General features: G+C 44.9%; 17 protein-coding genes. 7 read left to right on the top strand and 10 right to left on the bottom strand.

What is annotated here, in order from left to right; genetic code table 11:
- Positions 1-122 precede the first annotated feature (122 nt).
- Positions 123-776, bottom strand: a complete 654-nt coding sequence (locus DKW60_RS11435; RefSeq protein ID WP_109837792.1) for a hypothetical protein — start codon at positions 774-776, stop codon at positions 123-125.
- Positions 777-940: 164 nt separating this feature from the next.
- Here DKW60_RS11435 and ubiE point away from each other — a divergent pair, with 164 nt between their 5' ends.
- Genes ubiE through ubiB form a run of 3 tightly spaced genes read left to right on the top strand, consistent with a single transcriptional unit; the run spans position 941 to position 3,971 of the window.
- Positions 941-1,693 carry a bifunctional demethylmenaquinone methyltransferase/2-methoxy-6-polyprenyl-1,4-benzoquinol methylase UbiE gene (gene ubiE, locus DKW60_RS11430; RefSeq protein WP_109837791.1) on the top strand — a complete coding sequence of 251 codons (753 nt, stop codon included), beginning with the start codon at positions 941-943 and terminating at the stop codon, positions 1,691-1,693.
- Positions 1,693-2,322 (top strand): ubiquinone biosynthesis accessory factor UbiJ, encoded by a 630-nt coding sequence (locus DKW60_RS11425; RefSeq protein WP_109837790.1) that lies wholly within the window; start codon positions 1,693-1,695, stop codon positions 2,320-2,322. The genes ubiE and DKW60_RS11425 overlap by 1 nt, the downstream gene beginning before the upstream one ends.
- Complete coding sequence (gene ubiB, locus DKW60_RS11420; protein ID WP_109837789.1) at positions 2,319-3,971, top strand: ubiquinone biosynthesis regulatory protein kinase UbiB; 1,653 nt, start codon at positions 2,319-2,321, stop codon at positions 3,969-3,971. The genes DKW60_RS11425 and ubiB overlap by 4 nt, the downstream gene beginning before the upstream one ends.
- Before the next feature lie 151 nt (positions 3,972-4,122).
- Here the strand turns inward: ubiB and DKW60_RS11415 are convergent, their stop codons facing one another.
- Positions 4,123-4,950 (bottom strand): dienelactone hydrolase family protein, encoded by an 828-nt coding sequence (locus DKW60_RS11415; protein WP_109837788.1) that lies wholly within the window; start codon positions 4,948-4,950, stop codon positions 4,123-4,125.
- 215 nt (positions 4,951-5,165) lie between these two features.
- Here DKW60_RS11415 and DKW60_RS11410 point away from each other — a divergent pair, with 215 nt between their 5' ends.
- The 3 genes from DKW60_RS11410 to DKW60_RS11400 all read left to right on the top strand — a co-directional run bounded on the left by DKW60_RS11410 (position 5,166) and on the right by DKW60_RS11400 (position 7,401).
- Positions 5,166-6,125: a tRNA dihydrouridine synthase gene (locus DKW60_RS11410; RefSeq protein WP_109837787.1), complete on the top strand. Its 960-nt coding sequence runs from the start codon at positions 5,166-5,168 to the stop codon at positions 6,123-6,125.
- A 147-nt stretch (positions 6,126-6,272) separates the two neighbouring features.
- Complete coding sequence (locus DKW60_RS11405) at positions 6,273-6,704, top strand: response regulator (RefSeq protein WP_109837786.1); 432 nt, start codon at positions 6,273-6,275, stop codon at positions 6,702-6,704.
- Between the two features lie 37 nt (positions 6,705-6,741).
- On the top strand, positions 6,742-7,401 hold the full coding sequence (locus DKW60_RS11400) for a cytochrome b/b6 domain-containing protein (RefSeq protein WP_109837785.1): 660 nt from the start codon (positions 6,742-6,744) through the stop codon (positions 7,399-7,401).
- A 96-nt stretch (positions 7,402-7,497) separates the two neighbouring features.
- Here DKW60_RS11400 and DKW60_RS11395 read toward each other — a convergent pair whose 3' ends face one another.
- From DKW60_RS11395 to DKW60_RS11375, 5 genes are all read right to left on the bottom strand, one after another.
- Positions 7,498-8,931: a cryptochrome/photolyase family protein gene (locus DKW60_RS11395; RefSeq protein WP_109837784.1), complete on the bottom strand. Its 1,434-nt coding sequence runs from the start codon at positions 8,929-8,931 to the stop codon at positions 7,498-7,500.
- A gap of 70 nt (positions 8,932-9,001) precedes the next feature.
- Positions 9,002-9,481, bottom strand: a complete 480-nt coding sequence (locus tag DKW60_RS11390; RefSeq protein ID WP_109837783.1) for a c-type cytochrome — start codon at positions 9,479-9,481, stop codon at positions 9,002-9,004.
- A gap of 111 nt (positions 9,482-9,592) precedes the next feature.
- Positions 9,593-10,312 (bottom strand): Sir2 family NAD+-dependent deacetylase, encoded by a 720-nt coding sequence (cobB, locus tag DKW60_RS11385; RefSeq protein ID WP_109837782.1) that lies wholly within the window; start codon positions 10,310-10,312, stop codon positions 9,593-9,595.
- A gap of 64 nt (positions 10,313-10,376) precedes the next feature.
- Entirely contained in the window at positions 10,377-11,234 is an 858-nt protein-coding gene (locus DKW60_RS11380) for a phytanoyl-CoA dioxygenase family protein (RefSeq protein WP_109837781.1), read from the bottom strand.
- Between the two features lie 89 nt (positions 11,235-11,323).
- Entirely contained in the window at positions 11,324-12,646 is a 1,323-nt protein-coding gene (locus DKW60_RS11375; protein WP_109837780.1) for an ATP-binding protein, read from the bottom strand.
- Positions 12,647-12,818: 172 nt separating this feature from the next.
- Between DKW60_RS11375 and DKW60_RS11370 the strand changes: the two genes are divergently transcribed.
- Positions 12,819-13,370 carry a Uma2 family endonuclease gene (locus DKW60_RS11370; RefSeq protein WP_109837779.1) on the top strand — a complete coding sequence of 184 codons (552 nt, stop codon included), beginning with the start codon at positions 12,819-12,821 and terminating at the stop codon, positions 13,368-13,370.
- Positions 13,371-13,529: 159 nt separating this feature from the next.
- Here DKW60_RS11370 and DKW60_RS11360 read toward each other — a convergent pair whose 3' ends face one another.
- The 3 genes from DKW60_RS11360 to DKW60_RS23680 form a co-directional block, all read right to left on the bottom strand.
- Positions 13,530-13,937 (bottom strand): PIN domain-containing protein, encoded by a 408-nt coding sequence (locus tag DKW60_RS11360; RefSeq protein WP_109837777.1) that lies wholly within the window; start codon positions 13,935-13,937, stop codon positions 13,530-13,532.
- Positions 13,934-14,182: a ribbon-helix-helix protein, CopG family gene (locus DKW60_RS11355; protein WP_109837776.1), complete on the bottom strand. Its 249-nt coding sequence runs from the start codon at positions 14,180-14,182 to the stop codon at positions 13,934-13,936. Before DKW60_RS11355 ends, DKW60_RS11360 begins: the two co-directional genes overlap by 4 nt.
- Before the next feature lie 53 nt (positions 14,183-14,235).
- On the bottom strand, positions 14,236-16,125 hold a 1,890-nt coding region (locus DKW60_RS23680), incomplete at its 5' end, for a hypothetical protein (protein WP_181389670.1).

The following is a 16,125-nucleotide window of genomic DNA, read 5'->3' as shown; positions in this document are numbered from 1 at the left end:
GTATTTGAAAAGATCTATCTGAATAGGAGTTGTAGCGAGTTAGTGAAGATATGAAAGGTTGCTGGCGAACATCTACTGATTTGCAGTCAGGCGAAGCGCCTGACCACAAACCGAAATATGTATTAGTGGTGGTGGCGACGCTTAATAACAGTCACCACTGGGCCCGCACGGCGATTTAGAGCATCTGTAAGCTCGCAGTCTGCCTTTTCAACAGCACTGTGGTGCTGATGGTCACCGTGTTGAATCATCACAGGTGAATGCTGAGGTTTAGCTGTCTGAACATGCGCGTGTGGACGTGCTGTGTGCACCTGCGTTTGTGCGACCTGTGGTTGAGGTTGACGATAGCTTGGCGGAGTAGTAACACTGCTGCTAGTCGCAGGGTTATTATGAATACCTACAGACTTACCATCTTTAAAGCCTTTCTTGTAGCCAGCATCAAAGCAATCCTTGCAGCTAGCCGGACGAGCTTGAGGCCGAGGCTGCTGATTTTGTGCTTGTGGCTGCACATAGACATTGGATGCTACGCGCTTTACAACGGCCTTTTCGATCTTGCCAGCTTTGGTTTCCGGACAGTTAGCCTGAAAATATAAGGTAGCTTTGCGTGACTCTGTATACATGTCACGATTGTTCCAGGCTTGAGGATTGCCTTTATAGTCGCGAATGACTTTAGAGGCTGCACCACACATATTCATGTGGTCGACTTCTGGCCATGCATAAGCTGAATTTGCAAACACAGCCATTAGGGTGAATATCAGAGATGTACTTAATTTCTTCATAGTGACGTTTCCGTACGATTATTGTTGAAGTTTGCTAAGCCTAATGGCAAAACAGTGACGTTGGTTGCTACAATGCGGTTTTGCTTTGCGTACGGTTGGTGCATAAACAACCCGCCTTTGCATTTTTCACTTTTGAATGGTCCCAGTGACTATCAGGTAACAATATGTCAGACAAAAATCAAACCACTCACTTCGGCTACGAAAATGTTGCCGTTGAAGATAAGGCTACCAGAGTTGCTGAAGTTTTCCACTCGGTTGCTAATAAATACGACATTATGAACGACCTTATGTCGGGGGGCGTCCACCGCTTGTGGAAGAGGTACACAATCAACGCTGCGGGTGTAAAAAAAGGCGACAAAGTTCTTGATTTAGCAGGTGGAACTGGTGATTTAGCCGCTAAATTTACACGTATTGTTGGTCCTGAAGGGAAGGTCGTACTGTCGGATATTAATCCATCTATGTTGGAGCAGGGACGTGAACGGCTGACCAATATGGGCATTGCCGGTAACATCGAATATGTAGAGGCTAATGCCGAAGAATTACCCTTTGAAGACAATAGTTTTGATTTGGTTACGATGGCATTTGGTCTGAGAAATGTGACAGATAAAGATAAAGCCTTGCGCTCAATTTTCCGTACGATCAAGCCGGGCGGTAAGTTGATGGTGCTGGAATTCTCCAAACCGGTCGTACCAGGTCTGAACACGGTTTATGACCATTACTCATTTAAAGTGTTACCAGTTGTTGGCAAGATTGTTGCGAATGATGCCGATAGCTACCGCTATCTTGCTGAGTCCATCCGCATGCATCCTGATCAGGAAACACTAAAGGGTATGATAGAAGAAGCAGGCTTTGAGAAAGTGAGCTATCACAATATGACGGGTGGTATCGTAGCCCTACATACAGGATACAAATTCTAATGAAACTGCCGGTGCTTTTATTAGCATTACTGGAGCGGTCGTTAAATGCTTACCTGCGACTGGACGGCGAAGCGTTTAGCCGAAGTCAGTCATTGCAGGGAAAGATCATTGCCTTACATATAAAGAATCTGGATTGGACTTTATATTGTCTGGCCGGTGCGGAAGATATTCAGGTAATGAGTGAGTATGGCGGTGAGCCTGATGCAACGATTTCCGGATCTATTGGTAGTTTGATAAGACTCAATCAAAGCGAAGACAGTGCCAGCGCAATGCTTGAGAGTGACGTTGAGATCAAAGGTGAATTACAGGTCGCACAAGCATTTAGTCGATTCCTGTCGGAAGCGTCGATTGACTGGGAAGAGATGTTGTCGCGGGTGGTCGGTGATATCCCTGCACATCAGGTGGGCAATTTTGTACGATCAGGTAATGAATGGGTCAAAGAAAGCGCTGAGTCCATGAAGCTTAATACCTCGGAATATCTCAGTGAAGAGAGTCGTCTTGTGGTAGCAGAAGCAGAGCTCGATGAGTTCATTGATGATGTGGATGAATTGCGAATGGCGGCTGATCGTCTTGAAGCCAGAATTAATGCACTCCAACACCGACAGGATAAGGAAAGCCAGCCTCAATGAAGTTATTTCCTCAGGCAAAACGCTTGGTGCTTATCGCTCGCGTGATGATTCGCTATGGATTAGATGAGCTGTTGTTATCAGTCCCTTCACTGCACTCGGTCAGGTTTGTTTACAAACTCATGCCATGGAAGTGGGCTAAGCGTGAGATACCGGAACCTGCTATCGGCATACGTTCCGCACTGGAAGACTTGGGTCCCGTATTTGTCAAATTTGGTCAGGTGCTATCAACACGTCGCGACATGCTGCCAGAAGAGTACGCCAATGAATTGGCGAAACTGCAGGATAAAGTACCACCATTCCCCAGTGATCAGGCTATCGCCATTATCGAGGAAAGCTTAGAGCAGCCCGTTGATGATGTATTTAAGCGCTTTGACCGGGAGCCACTAGCGGCAGCCTCAATTGCACAGGTTTATTCGGCCAGTTTGCATAATGGTCAGGAGGTGATTGTTAAAGTCGTCCGGCCTGAGATTGAAAACGTCATACAGCAAGATATCAATCTTATGTACCTGATGGCGAAACTGCTGAGCCGTTTGAGTCATACAGGAAAACGCTTGCGTCCTGTTGAGGTCGTTGCTGAATATGAAAAGACTATTTTTGATGAACTTGACCTGCAACGTGAAGCAGCCAATGCCAACCAACTCAGACGGAATTTTGAAGACTCACCAGACCTTTATATACCCAAAATCTACTGGGATCACTGTCGTCCCAATGTCATGGTTATGGAGCGTATATACGGCATTACTGGTGGTGATATTGCTGCATTAAAAGCAGCTGGCACAGATATGAAAATTTTGGCGGAGCGCGGCGTCGATATATTCTTTACTCAAGTCTTCAAGCACAACTTTTTCCATGCCGACATGCATCCCGGTAATGTGTTTGTGGATATCACCAATCCGAAAGACCCGAGCTATATCTCGGTTGATTTCGGGATTGTTGGCTCCCTGAGTTTGCTGGACCAGCGCTACCTTGCCGAAAACCTGCATGCTTTTTTCAACCGTGACTATAAACGCGTGGCTGAGGTCCATATCGAATCAGGTTGGGTACCGCCTGAAACCAGTGTGGTGGAATTTGAAGCTGCGATTCGCACGGTCTGTGAGCCAATCTTCCAGCTGACATTTAAAGATATTTCCTATGGCAAATTGTTGTTAAGGTTGTTTCAAACAGCGCAGCGTTTTGATATGGAAGTACAGCCTCAGTTAGTGTTGCTACAAAAAACCTTGCTTAACATCGAAGGGATGGGGCGGGATGTTTATCCGGATCTGGATTTGTGGGTCACGGCCAAACCTTTTATAGAGCGTTGGATGGATGAGCAGGTTGGTTTCCGTTCTTTAGTTAACGGGGCGATGAAAAACTTCCCTAAGTTTGTCGAACAACTTCCTGCAATGCCAGTCACTGTGAATGAATTGATCACCCAGATGCATTCGGAGTATCGTCAAAAGTCATCAGTGGATCATCAACACGCTTTGCAACTACAACAAACTGTGCAGCGCTCTAATCAGCGAGTAGTAAGTAGTATCGTGGGATCCGCTTTGTTAATTGCTGGAGTTGTGAATAATGGTTTGAATCAGGGTACAGATTTGGGTTTTCTGAGCCTTATGCTAGGAGGATCTGGTTTGGGAATATTACTGTTTGCGTTACTCAGAAAATAAAGATCAGCTAACCTTCAAATCATGAGCGGACAAGCTGCAGGTTGGAGCTTATCAATATAAATGAGCTAATCATCATTGCTCATTCTGACGATAAAATGGTGAGCAGGGCAGACCCGGACTCACCATTGAACTCATCACTAAATCAAGAACATTAACTTAGATGAGCACTCAAGAACTTCAGCGTACGCTCCCAGGCTAACGACGCATCATCCGCGTCATAACGAGAACCGGTTGGATTTGCAAACGCATGATCTGCGTTATACCAATACGTCAGGATCTGCTCATCTTTACCGGCTGTTTTAGCAGACTCAAGGAATCCATTAACCATCTCTTTGTTTATGCTCTTATCCAAAGTACCGAAGTGTCCCAGTACAGGACTATTCAATGTCGCTAGCTGCTCCGGTGTTTTATTCACACGGCCATAATAAATAACCGTTGCATCAACTGATGTTGCCAGTGAAGCATTCAGAGACCAGCCTCCACCAAAGCACCAGCCAAGTGTGGCGACTTTTCCATTACTGTCATCATGGTTCTTTAGCCAATCGACCCAGGCACTCAATATCTCAGTGCCGGATTCTGGTGTGACCGTTTTCATCAGGCTCATCGCGCCCGGTGCGTCGGTCGCAACTTCACCGCCGTACATATCAACCGCAACGGCGATATAACCCAACTTGGCAAACTCAGCAGCAACGGCTTTGATTTGGTCATTCAGTCCCCACCACTCATGAATCAGTATAATGGTCGGTGCTTTTTCATCAGTTTTAGGCATCGCAACAGATGCTGTTACACTATTACCGCTCGCTGTTTTAATCGTGACATCCTGTAAGCCACCTGCTGCTGCACTTGCCAGCTCAGGAAACGCCAGAACTGAGGCCAGTGGTAGTGTTGCCATGCCCTTCATAAATAAGCGACGTTGTTCCGGATCTATCTTGATTTCAGGTAAGTCCTGTTGATTACCGCAACCATCTAAATTACACATAATGCTTTACTCCTCTGAATGAATTGTTTTGCCCGTTTTAACAGATTTATTTTAACGACTTTTAGCGTTAATAAAGCGGATATTGTGTATTTCTTGATGACGGATTTGTAATATTTGTTCATGACTTAAAGTTGCGACCTGAACTAACTGATGGCTTGTGTATTCTCTGACAATCACTGTTACAATGCGCACCCTTTATCGTTGTCTGCAGCACTATGCGAATATTACTCGCTCCCATGGAGGGCGTCGTCGATTATGAGATGCGCGCTTTACTCACCCAGATTGGTGGTTATGATCGCTGTGTGACCGAGTTCGTCCGAGTCACTGACCAGCTACTTCCTAATCGTGTCTTCCTGAGATTTAATCCCGAACTTGAGCAGGGAGGAACAACGCCATCCGGAGTGCCTGTGTACCTCCAGTTACTAGGCGGCAGCGCAAAATACATGGGTATTAATGCAGCGCGGGCCCAGAAACTTGAACCACCCGGTATCGATATTAACTTTGGTTGCCCCTCTAAAACGGTCAATAAGAGTGATGGTGGGTCGGTTTTACTAAAAGAACCGCACCGCATTGGCGACATAGTCAAGTCAGTACGTGACTCGGTAGATCCAGCCATTCCGGTGACGGCTAAAATACGTCTGGGTTTCAGTCATCATGATTTTCTGGCAGAAGTCGCTGGTAATATTGAAGAGGCTGGGGCAAGTGAAGTGTGCATTCACGCCAGAACTAAAGAAGATGGGTACAAACCACCCGCTTATTGGTCTGCTGTCAAACAGGTTTCAGAGCAAAGCAGCATTCCTGTGATTATCAATGGCGAGATCTGGACCGTAGCAGACGCACATCGAGCACGCGCAGAAAGTGGTTGTAGCGATATCATGTTAGGCCGTAGCGCGCTGACACGTCCTGATTTAGCGGCTGCCATCAAAGCAGATAATAATGCGGACAGCCGTTTTGTCTGGCGTAGTTGGCCAGAAGTGCTGGAGATACTCATTCACTATCTGGAGCGTTCGGAGAGTCAGCACCCTAAGTTTGTCAGTAATCGTTCAAAGCAGTGGTTGGTGTTTTTGCAGAGGGCCTACCCGGAAGCCGCGACATTATTTCAAAATATCAAACGCTTAAAAGAGTCGGAAGATGTCTTTAACGCACTGTCAGCTAGTCTGAAACAGCTGGCGTAGCCACCTAAAATCATTATTATTGGTAGATATAAAAAATAAGCGCTTTACATAAGATCCCCCTCTTATTGTAAGCCATAATAATCTACCCCGGACTAGCCCTCTGACGTATGCGCAAGCATACAACAGCCCCTCCGGTAGGAAGTAATAATGAAATGTATTCTCGCTGACGATAATCGTGTCAATCAAATCGTCGGGTCTCAGATACTTAAGAATCTAGGTCATACTGTGACGGTTGCTTCAAATGGTCAGGAAGTTGCTGAAGAAGCTGCTGTTAAACGCTATGACATAATTTTTATGGACTGCCAGATGCCTGTTATGAATGGTTTTGAGGCAACCAAAGCAATTCGTAACTTGCCGCGTGAGCATGCCAACTTCAATATCCCTATCATTGCGCTCACAGGGCATGAGTCGTTATTCAATTTCACTGAGTGTATTTTATGTGGAATGAATAGCAGGCTGAGTAAGCCTCTGATTCTGGATGAGTTGACTGAGTTGTTAAATAAACTAAGCCCTCAAATACAGCAAAGGCGTCAGAAGTACGCACAAACGCAAGGCCTTTCTGAGTCTGTCATGTCATAATCACTGCTCATACTTTTAGTGAAGCAGGTATCGCATAATGAAGATAAAGATTTGGGATTTGCCGACTCGACTGTTCCATTGGTTGTTAGTGCTGTGTATTGCCTTTTTGGTGTTTAGCGGTAAAACGGGTAACCTCTTTGATTGGCATCAAACCGCTGGAATTATCGTACTTGCGCTAGTGCTTTACAGGCTTGTGTGGGGATTTTTTGGAAGCAGCACTGCACGTTTTAGTGACTTTTTCTATTCGCCATCAAAAGTTATTGCTTACGCCAAAACCTTGTTTAAGCGAGATTCAGACCGGCATGTGGGGCACAATCCTGTAGGTGGTTTAATGGTTTTCGCGATGCTAGCTGTCTTGCTGTTTCAGGGTGTAACCGGATTATTTTCAACAGATGAGATTCTGGTTGAAGGGCCATTATATGAGCTGGTGGACTCAGACACGGCAGATTGGCTAACAGGCCTGCATCATTCCAGCTCCGAAATACTGATTCCACTGGTAGTGCTGCATATTTTGGCGATCATCTTTTATCGTGTGTATAAAAAACAGAATCTGGTCAAACCCATGATTACTGGCGATGCGGAATTTCCAGAGGCTAAGCAGTCTGAGATCAAAATCGTTCCTGCTGTTTATGGCGTCGTGTTGATGGTGGTGTGTTATCTGGCGTTGTACTTTGGCTTACCTTTGTTGGCCGCCTAAGTCAGCACTGAGTCATTTAATATTGCAGTGCCCATTGTTGAATGTCTGGTCAAAACAATCGCCAGACATTTAGCACTTTGCCATGGTTAGACCTGATCAGTCATCACTCGCTGACTTTTTGATTTTGGCATAAGCATCTAAGGCTCTTTGCCGACTGGCTGATAAATCAACCATCGGTTCCGGGTAGTCTAGCTTTGCTTTGATTGCTTCCGGAGCTGTCCACGGCTTGTGGATCAGTTTATTATCCAGAGACGCTAGCTCTGGTACCCAGTGTCTAATGTAGTCCCCTTGCTTATCAAACTTCTCTGACTGCAGGAGAGGGTTAAATACCCGGAAATAGGGCGCAGCGTCAGCGCCACAACCCGATGCCCATTGCCAGCCCATTATGTTACTGGCCAAGTCTGCATCGACTAAAGTATCGCGAAACCATGCCTCACCATCTTGCCAATTGATTAATAAATTCTTGGTTAAAAAAGAGGCGACAATCATCCGCACACGGTTATGCATCCAGCCTGTTGCCCATAACTCACGCATCCCCGCGTCAATAATCGGGAAGCCGGTTTGTCCTTTTTGCCAGCGTTTAAGAGGCTCGGCCACGTCAGTGCGCCAGGGAAAATCTCTGAACTGTGGGTACATTGCCTGAGTTTGCGTTTCAGGAAAGTGATACATAATGTAATAAGCAAATTCACGCCACACCACTTCTTTGACAAAGGTGATTGTGCCGTTGTCGATTTCGGTTAGTGGTCGTTCTGACAGAGTCTGCCAAACGATTTGCTTCGGGCTAATTTCACCGAAATGCAGGTGGGGTGACATGCGTGAAGTGCCTGCAGTACCGGGAAAATCACGTGTTTTTTGGTAATCTTCCGGTCCTGAATGATCAAGGTATTCATTCAGTGATTGTTGTGCCAATAGCTCGCCAACTTGCCAGTGTGACAACATCTTAGAGGGCCATGGTTTATCTGCAAGCAGTGACAAATCATCCAATGAAAGGTGCGCTATAGCTGAGGTGTCGGGTAAAGCAGGAATAGATTCAGGAGCCGGTGAGGGCGGCAGTACTAAACCGATACGACAAACCTCTTTCCAATATGGTGTGAACACGCGATAGGGTGTGCCATCTTTTTTAAGCACTTGCCAAGGCTCATACAGCAGGGATGCGTTGTAGCTATTTGCGTAGATACCGTCTGACTTGAGAGAGGTTTTAAGTTGGCTGTCACGCGCGATTGATTCGGGGTCGTAGCAACGGTTCCATAAGACCGCATCCACCTCTAGTTTATTGCATAGTTCGTTAATAATGCTCGCAGGATCACCTTGAAATAGAAGTAATGCGCTGTCGTGAGCGGATAGTTGCTGGTTAAGCTGGCTTAGACTGTGATGTAGCCATGCGCGGCTGGCTTCACCAAGTTGGGATTTTGCGGTTGTATCATCAATATAGACAGGAATCAGATGGTCGTAGTCATCACTGGCAGCAAGCAGGGCTGGGTTATCACTTAAACGTAAATCTTGCCGAAACCAAATTACTGCAGTTGTCATTTCTGTTTCCCCTCAATTAAAAAAAGCCCACCCGTGAAGGTGAGCTTCGTTCAAACATTATAGCGTTTGATTATTTCTCACGGTAGTCAGTGTGACAACCTTTGCATGTCTTAGCGAATGGGCCGAATGCTGCTTTGATCTTTCCTTCTTCACCCGACTTAGTTGCTTCAGCAAGAGCTGCAGCAGTTGTTTGGAAGTCACTCATTTTCTCGTTGAACGCGTCTTTATCCTTCCAGATTTCTTCTTTAGCATCAGTGTCGTCAGACAGACCTTCCACTTCAAAGCCATTAGGTGCAAGTTGGCTTAACATTGCAACTGCTTCTGCATTTTTAGCAAATGACTCGACACTAAAGTCCACTTTGCCTTTCATCATGGCGGCCATTACACCCATATGCTGACCTACCATTTTAAAAGTGCTTTGACGGTATTCAGCGGCGTCCTCTTGTGCTTTGCCATCGCTGTGACTTGCTGCAAATGCAATAGTGCTGGCAGCAATCGCGACACAAAATGTTGCTGTTGAAACAAATGCGGTTTTCTTTGAAATGATCATATCGACCTCGGATCTGTTGTTATTGAAGGGATACTAAGTACGATCAAATCTTAGCATTAGCATGCTCAGGTGTTATATGAATTATCGGTAATAAAAAAAATCAATTTTTGTTTAGTGCTCACCGCTTAGAATCCGCTCAACAAATTCCGGCACCACGACACTGGCCGGGCCATGTATTGATTCGTTAAATGTGTCGTTGGCCATGGTTGGATCAAGGTTTAGTTCGACCGTTTTTGCACCTTGGATTTTGGCATGTTGTGCAAAGCCTGCGGCAGGATAAACCTGTCCAGAAGTACCGATTGAAATGAATAAGTCGCATTGATCCAGCGTGTGCTGAATTTCGTCCATAGCGAAGGGCATTTCACCGAACCACACGATGTGTGGCCGTAAGTTGCCGGATACGCCACAACATTCGCACACCGTGTCAGTGCCGAGGTTGTCTAGCCACGTGAAGGCATTATCGCTGTTTTCACAGCGTACTTTATTCAGCTCGCCGTGCATGTGGATGAGGTTTTTACTGCCAGCACGCTCGTGCAGGTTATCGACATTTTGCGTTACCAGTAACACATTGCCATCGTGCTCACGCTCTAGTCTGGCTAAGGCGTGATGTGCAGGGTTTGGTTGAACGGATGGATCATGCAGCTGTTTACGTCGTTCGTTATAAAAGTTGTGTACTAAGCTTGGGTTGGCTGCAAAACCCTCCGGTGTCGCGACATCTTCAATCCGGTGATCGTGCCATAGGCCGTCACTGGCGCGGAATGTCTGAATACCCGATTCTGCTGAGATGCCAGCACCGGTTAGTATCACGATATTTTGATTCTTTTTGCTCATTATCCTGCTCCGGATTTACGGGTAGAAGGCGCTGAATTCTACCGATAAATTCATCGTTTTGTCGTTACATAATTGTATAACTAGCTTTATTAAACCCGCGTAGTGGTAACTCATTGCTTTGAAGCCAATTGGACTGAGCATAGTCAGTTTTACCATCGGTGACATGCAGTGTGAATGCCTGACGTGATTTATCTGAACGATTAGGCGCGCTGTAATGTGGTAGCTTTCCCTGAAAACACACTAAAGTGCCAGCAGCTACTTCAAGCGGGATGCCACTATTGCTGTCAGGCCACGGTGTTTCATCCAGTGTTTCCATTGTGATGATATCACTCGCACGCTTGAATCGTTCACGAAGCGGGCCAGCATGGCCAGCTGGCTCTACCCAAAGGCAACCATTTTCCAGAGTTGCATCCTCGATCGCAAACCAGTACGTCACCACGCTTAATGGTTCGGTATAAAAGAAGGTCGCATCCTGATGCCATTTCACTTCTCCGCCTATACGAGGTTGTTTGAAGATGTACATGGATTGGCGGATTTCAGGCTGCGCGATGCCAAGATCTTTGGCGATTTCACCAAACAACTGTGAGCGGCTGACCTCAGAAAATACTGGATCTAACTCGTGCAGGGCATGGCCAATTTTGTTAATACTCTCCTCGCGCGCTTGTACCAGATTGCCATCGCTATCAAAGGCTTCCTCCTCGTAAAAGCAGCAGACTTTTTCAGCGGAGTTTAGGAAATAACTGTCGCCGGTGCGGTCGTTGTCTTTGGTGGTGAAAATAGGGTTTTGGCTATCGTCTTTCCAGTCTGCGACGATCTCGCTGGCGCGGGTTTTTAGCTGGGCGAGTTGGTCTGGGGATAAGGCGTTTGGAATGGTGGTGTAGCCGTCGACTTTAAACTGATCCAATTGCTTGGGAGATAGCATGTGGGCAATCCGCTGTTAGGTTGTTGGGGTACAGTTTAACACACCACCTGCAGGGCCTTCATCGAAAGAACTGGCTGGCGCCGTAGGTGCTATATTTGATCTATTAGCTTTGGTACATATTCAGCATAGTAAAGTGGTAAAACGATATGCTCCTTTTCCAAGGCAGATGAGCCACGAGTCCCGGTAAGTTTGATGGTTTTGTGAGGCGAGCACTTTGTCATATAAGACCGCAAAGACTTGGCGCGAGTACGGTTCCCACTTTTGACCTCTACTGGCACAATGAAGCCTTCATTATTCGCAATAATAAATTCGATTTCAGCGCGTGCATCACCCCATGAAAAACTGGGTTCGATGCCCATTGATGCGAACTCTTGCTGCACAAAGTTCTCTGCGATATAGCCTTTATATTCATAGGCTTGCTGTTTGGTTTCCTTATAGCCTGTTCCAAGCATGTGATTTAGCAAACCGACATCGAATAAGAATAACTTCACTCGACTGTCTTTTTGATAAGCGGCTAATGGTGATCTTGGTGTACCTTCGACAGGGTAATTCTTCAGAACCAGACGACAGCGATGAAGCCATGAAATAGCGCTTTCAAAATCTGCATAACGAGACCTTCGTTCAAATACACCTTTGAATTTAAAGCGCTTCACTGAATCATCAAAAACCGATGATAGCTGAGAAGGTATGTTATTAAATATAGACTCAATGAGCTGAGCATCTAACTTTCCGGAGTATTTACCAAAATCGCGTTTATAGCCTTCGACCAAATTCGCTTGCACTTCAGTAACAGTTGCAACGCGATCTAAAATACTATCCTGAGAATCATCAAACCAACTAGAAACGGCCTCTGGCATTCCGCCAGTGAAGTAGTAATCGGTGAGCTTATCAAATAGTTTGGTATGCGCTGCAGCTGAGTTGACTTGACCTTCAAACGCTTTTATTAACGCAGGTTCTTCAGATGCCCATAAGAATTCGTGGAAGGTGAGGGGCCTTAAATTATGTTGCTCAACTTTGCCAACAGGGAAGGCGTTTAATAGCCTAATATTTGATCCGCTGGCCGCGACAAACATATGTGGAGACTTCTCGGCGAAGTACTTTAGGGCGGTGACCGCTCTTGGGCATTCGCCAATCTCGTCGAGGATTAGCAGATCTGATTCTGCATTAAAAACCTGACCGGTGAGTAACTCAATGTTTGAGAGTACATCAGCCGGGCTTAGTGAGCCCTCAAACGCATCGGCAAGCTCTGGGTTTTCGAGGAAATCCAGACGCAGTACATTCTCGAACTCGCTGCCTAGCAGCTCTGTTAGCAGGTAGGTTTTGCCAGTTTGTCGGGCGCCATCGATAAGCATGGGTTTGCGAGTTGGTTTGTCTTTCCAGAGTAAAAGCTTGTCGAGTAATAGTCGCTTCATGGGTATGGGCTTGCAGCATATGATTGGTTTTATTATACCTCCCACACTTTTATGCGCAATAAAGTGTGAAAAACTACATTTTTATGCGCGTAAAAATGTTTTAAATCATGGGGTAGCATTTATGGCAATATAGGCATAATCATTAAAAGTATTCTACTAGAAGGCGGTTAACATGCCCCAGCCAAATGTTGAAACGAGTCGCGATGACTATCTGATACAAGATGCCCAGAGCGAAACTAAACTGGAGTTTTTTGAAGGCCAGATATTTGCTATGGCGGGAGGCACTTTCAAACATGCTCAAGTGGCTGGCGATGTGTATGGAGAGTTACGACAGGCGTTGAAAGGTAAGCCTTGTCAACCTATGAATAGTGATATGCGTGTACACACACCTTCTGGCCTAGACACATACCCCGATATTTCGGTTTATTGTGGTGATCCTCAGCTAGGGGATAATGACACGACATTGCTGAATCCAATCCTGATTATTGAGGTGCTTTCTCCGAGTACTCGGGATTATGATCGGGGTGGGAAGTTCGCGCATTATCGTTCGATTGCGGGACTACAAGATTATTTGCTGGTTGACCCTTCTGCGATACTGGTTGAGCATTTCCACCGAGTTGGACAGGACGAATGGTTGTTGCATGTTTACAGTGATTTAGCGGCAGAGGTTGTGTTGGAAAGCTTGGGCTTGAGCTTGTCTCTACAGGTTATTTATCAAAGTTGAACTCATTTTTGCCTCGCCTTCGCGATTTTCTTAGTGACTGCTCAGAGCTGAACCAGGTTTTAGGGTCATTCTTATCTAATGTGATTCGTCCAGCTGCAATGTCAAGGATACGCTTTTGGAATTGATCACGAGGCATAACTCCGGCTTTCGATAATTTATTCATTTTGCAACTTGTGCCCAATTTTCCAAGTTTAGACCACGAACCCGCTGAAAGTGCTTTGTGTTATTTGTAACCAGCGTTTTTGATTCCGCCAAGCAAATGCTGGCAATCAATAAGTCCATATCATCCATCATATTGCCTTGTTGCCGCAGCCATGCCTTTTCAGACGCGTAAATCTCTGAGGCGCTTTCACCAAATTCATAAATGTCTAGTTCGGCTAATAAACTCCGATGAACCATTAGACTTCGTTGCGGATTGTTCGAGTTGTGAGCACCGAAAAGCAACTCTGTAGCATTGATGCGAGTTGTCGCTAATACAGATAATGAGTGTTTTGAAAACTGCTCGACAACATTTGAATTGTTCTTGAGAAAGTAGATTAATATATCTGTATCAATTACATAACTCATTCTGCAAAGTCCCGGTCTTTGTTGCGTCGTGACTGCTTGATGTCATCCAGCATATTATCTGCTGTTTCTTCATCATATGAGCCAGCTAGAGCCATCAGGCGATTATGTTTCGCCATTTTTAACTTTGCATAATTCGCAATTGCTTGCTCCACGATATCTGTTCGGGTGGTGTGTAGTTGATTCGCTAGTTGAGCCAATAGTGAGAGCGTCGTTTCTTCTAGTCTAAAGTTGGTAGGTGATTTCATGGTTTTCCCGTAAATACGTTTTTTTAAAATTGTATTTACGATTCTAGGCAGAGTCAACCAGAATATTCTCTGAGGTAAGCGAGGCTGTAGGATTCTCTAAATCCATCTTCGGATAGGATGCCGTGATTGGTGTCTTTTTTCTCAATGGACTCGACTAGGTCGTGAGTTACCTTCAGTAGATATACTGGCAGCTTATTCCCCCATGTGACTGTAATTTTTTGCCAAAAATCATGCAAAAGAGGGAGAACTCTTAATTCATTTTCTTTGAAGGCACTAGCAATACCTACATCAATAACAGTCAAGATCCTGTTGAGCTGCTGTGTTTCCAATGAGTCATTTAATGGTATCTCTGCTAACTCTTGCAACAGAGAGGTGGCATGGTTAGTATTTTTTAAAACATGTCTTGCCGAACTCCATATAGTAAGTGCTTTTACATGACAAGGAAGGTGAGGGTTTTTAAGCCACTCGGTTCTGAAGTCCTTAAGTTTTAATTTCTCGCTAAAACTCCAAGAGAGCCATATCAGCTGCCCTAGAAGGGTATCAAGTAAGTTTCTAGTGTCATGGGGAGCTGCCCAATTATTTTGTGCTAGTAATAAAACACCCCTAACTCCATCAATGCTGTAATTCGCTAGCAGAGATAAATCATGTCGATCTTTGTCTGAGTAGTCGATAGACAATAGTGGAAATAAGTTTGTGAAAGCTAATTGAGCAACATGATCTCGCCACTCAGTTGATGATAAAACATGGAGATAGGGGGCAGCAACCTGTGTACTCAACTTCTTATCATAAGGACTGACAAACTGACCAATTTTTTTGCCTAAGTCTTTGTTATCATTTAATGCAATGAATGACATTACACCCCATTTCATCGTTTCAGTATGGTCTGAAAATAAGTTGATATCATCACTACCCATCAGTTTTTTTACGGCAGTAATATTTTCTTGAAGCAGCTTAGTTCGAAGTGTATTACTTCTGGGAAGACCATTGGCTAGTTTGTGACAATGCTCTCCTGAGTTTACTAGGTTCTGTACTAGAAATTGAAATTGCTTATCATTAATCGCAGTGGAAGAAATTGACTCGCTCCAAGCATTGATAAACTTGTCTGCTTTTTCAGTGTTAGCTTTAAGACTATCCTTGCTATTGGTTAGCGACTCTTCTAAACGCTTTTTTTCTTGGGCAGCGTACTCCTCACCTCCCCATGAAGTTTCAGGGTAGAGTGAAATATTAGCTAAACGTTTGGCTTCGGCTTCAATGCGCGATGATAAACGATGCGAGCTATGGGTAAGTTCTTTGTAATATCGAGCTATTATCCAAGCAATATCAGCTTTATCAATTAGTGATTCATTTAGAATACTAAAAGCTTTATCAGTACATAAATCATTTTCCTGAAGCTTGTAGATTAAACCTGCTGCCCCCAAAAGTTGAAGATAGCTATTCCTGCTTTCCAGTAATAAGCAAATTAGCGGCAACTCTTGTTTAAATGCCAGAGTTTGGGTTATAAGCTCTATGGGCATCACAGCGTTTGTATTCTCTGGCTTGTTCTCCAACCATTGGAGTACTAATTTAGGTTGAGTCTTGAAGGCGAATGAAAGGAGTGATGAAAGTCCATAGTGGCCATAAATTCTAGAGCTAGGGTAGTGAGATATGGAGTGGTAGGAGCCATCTAGTGTTTGCCAATCAAACTTGCTTTTAATTAAACCGCCATAAGCTAATTCATGCCGATCAAATGGTTGTCTTGTCTGGCTAATAGCAGTTGCTATATCAAGTGCTTCACTAATTTCTATGTTATGACTTAAACTCGCAAATATATCGTCAGCTAAAAAGTCATTACTGTGGGCTTTAACCACCCCCATGCCATAAAGAATAATGCAAATTGCTTCCTTGTCATTTGGTATGCGTGGATGAGTTGTTGTTAGGTAAAGATCTCTGTACACGACAAAAAA

Origin of the sequence: Leucothrix pacifica, assembly GCF_003172875.1 — a bacterium.
GTDB lineage: Bacteria > Pseudomonadota > Gammaproteobacteria > Thiotrichales > Thiotrichaceae > Leucothrix > Leucothrix pacifica.
Note: the sequence above shows the minus strand (reverse complement) of the source record. Positions and strands in the feature narration are given on the sequence as shown.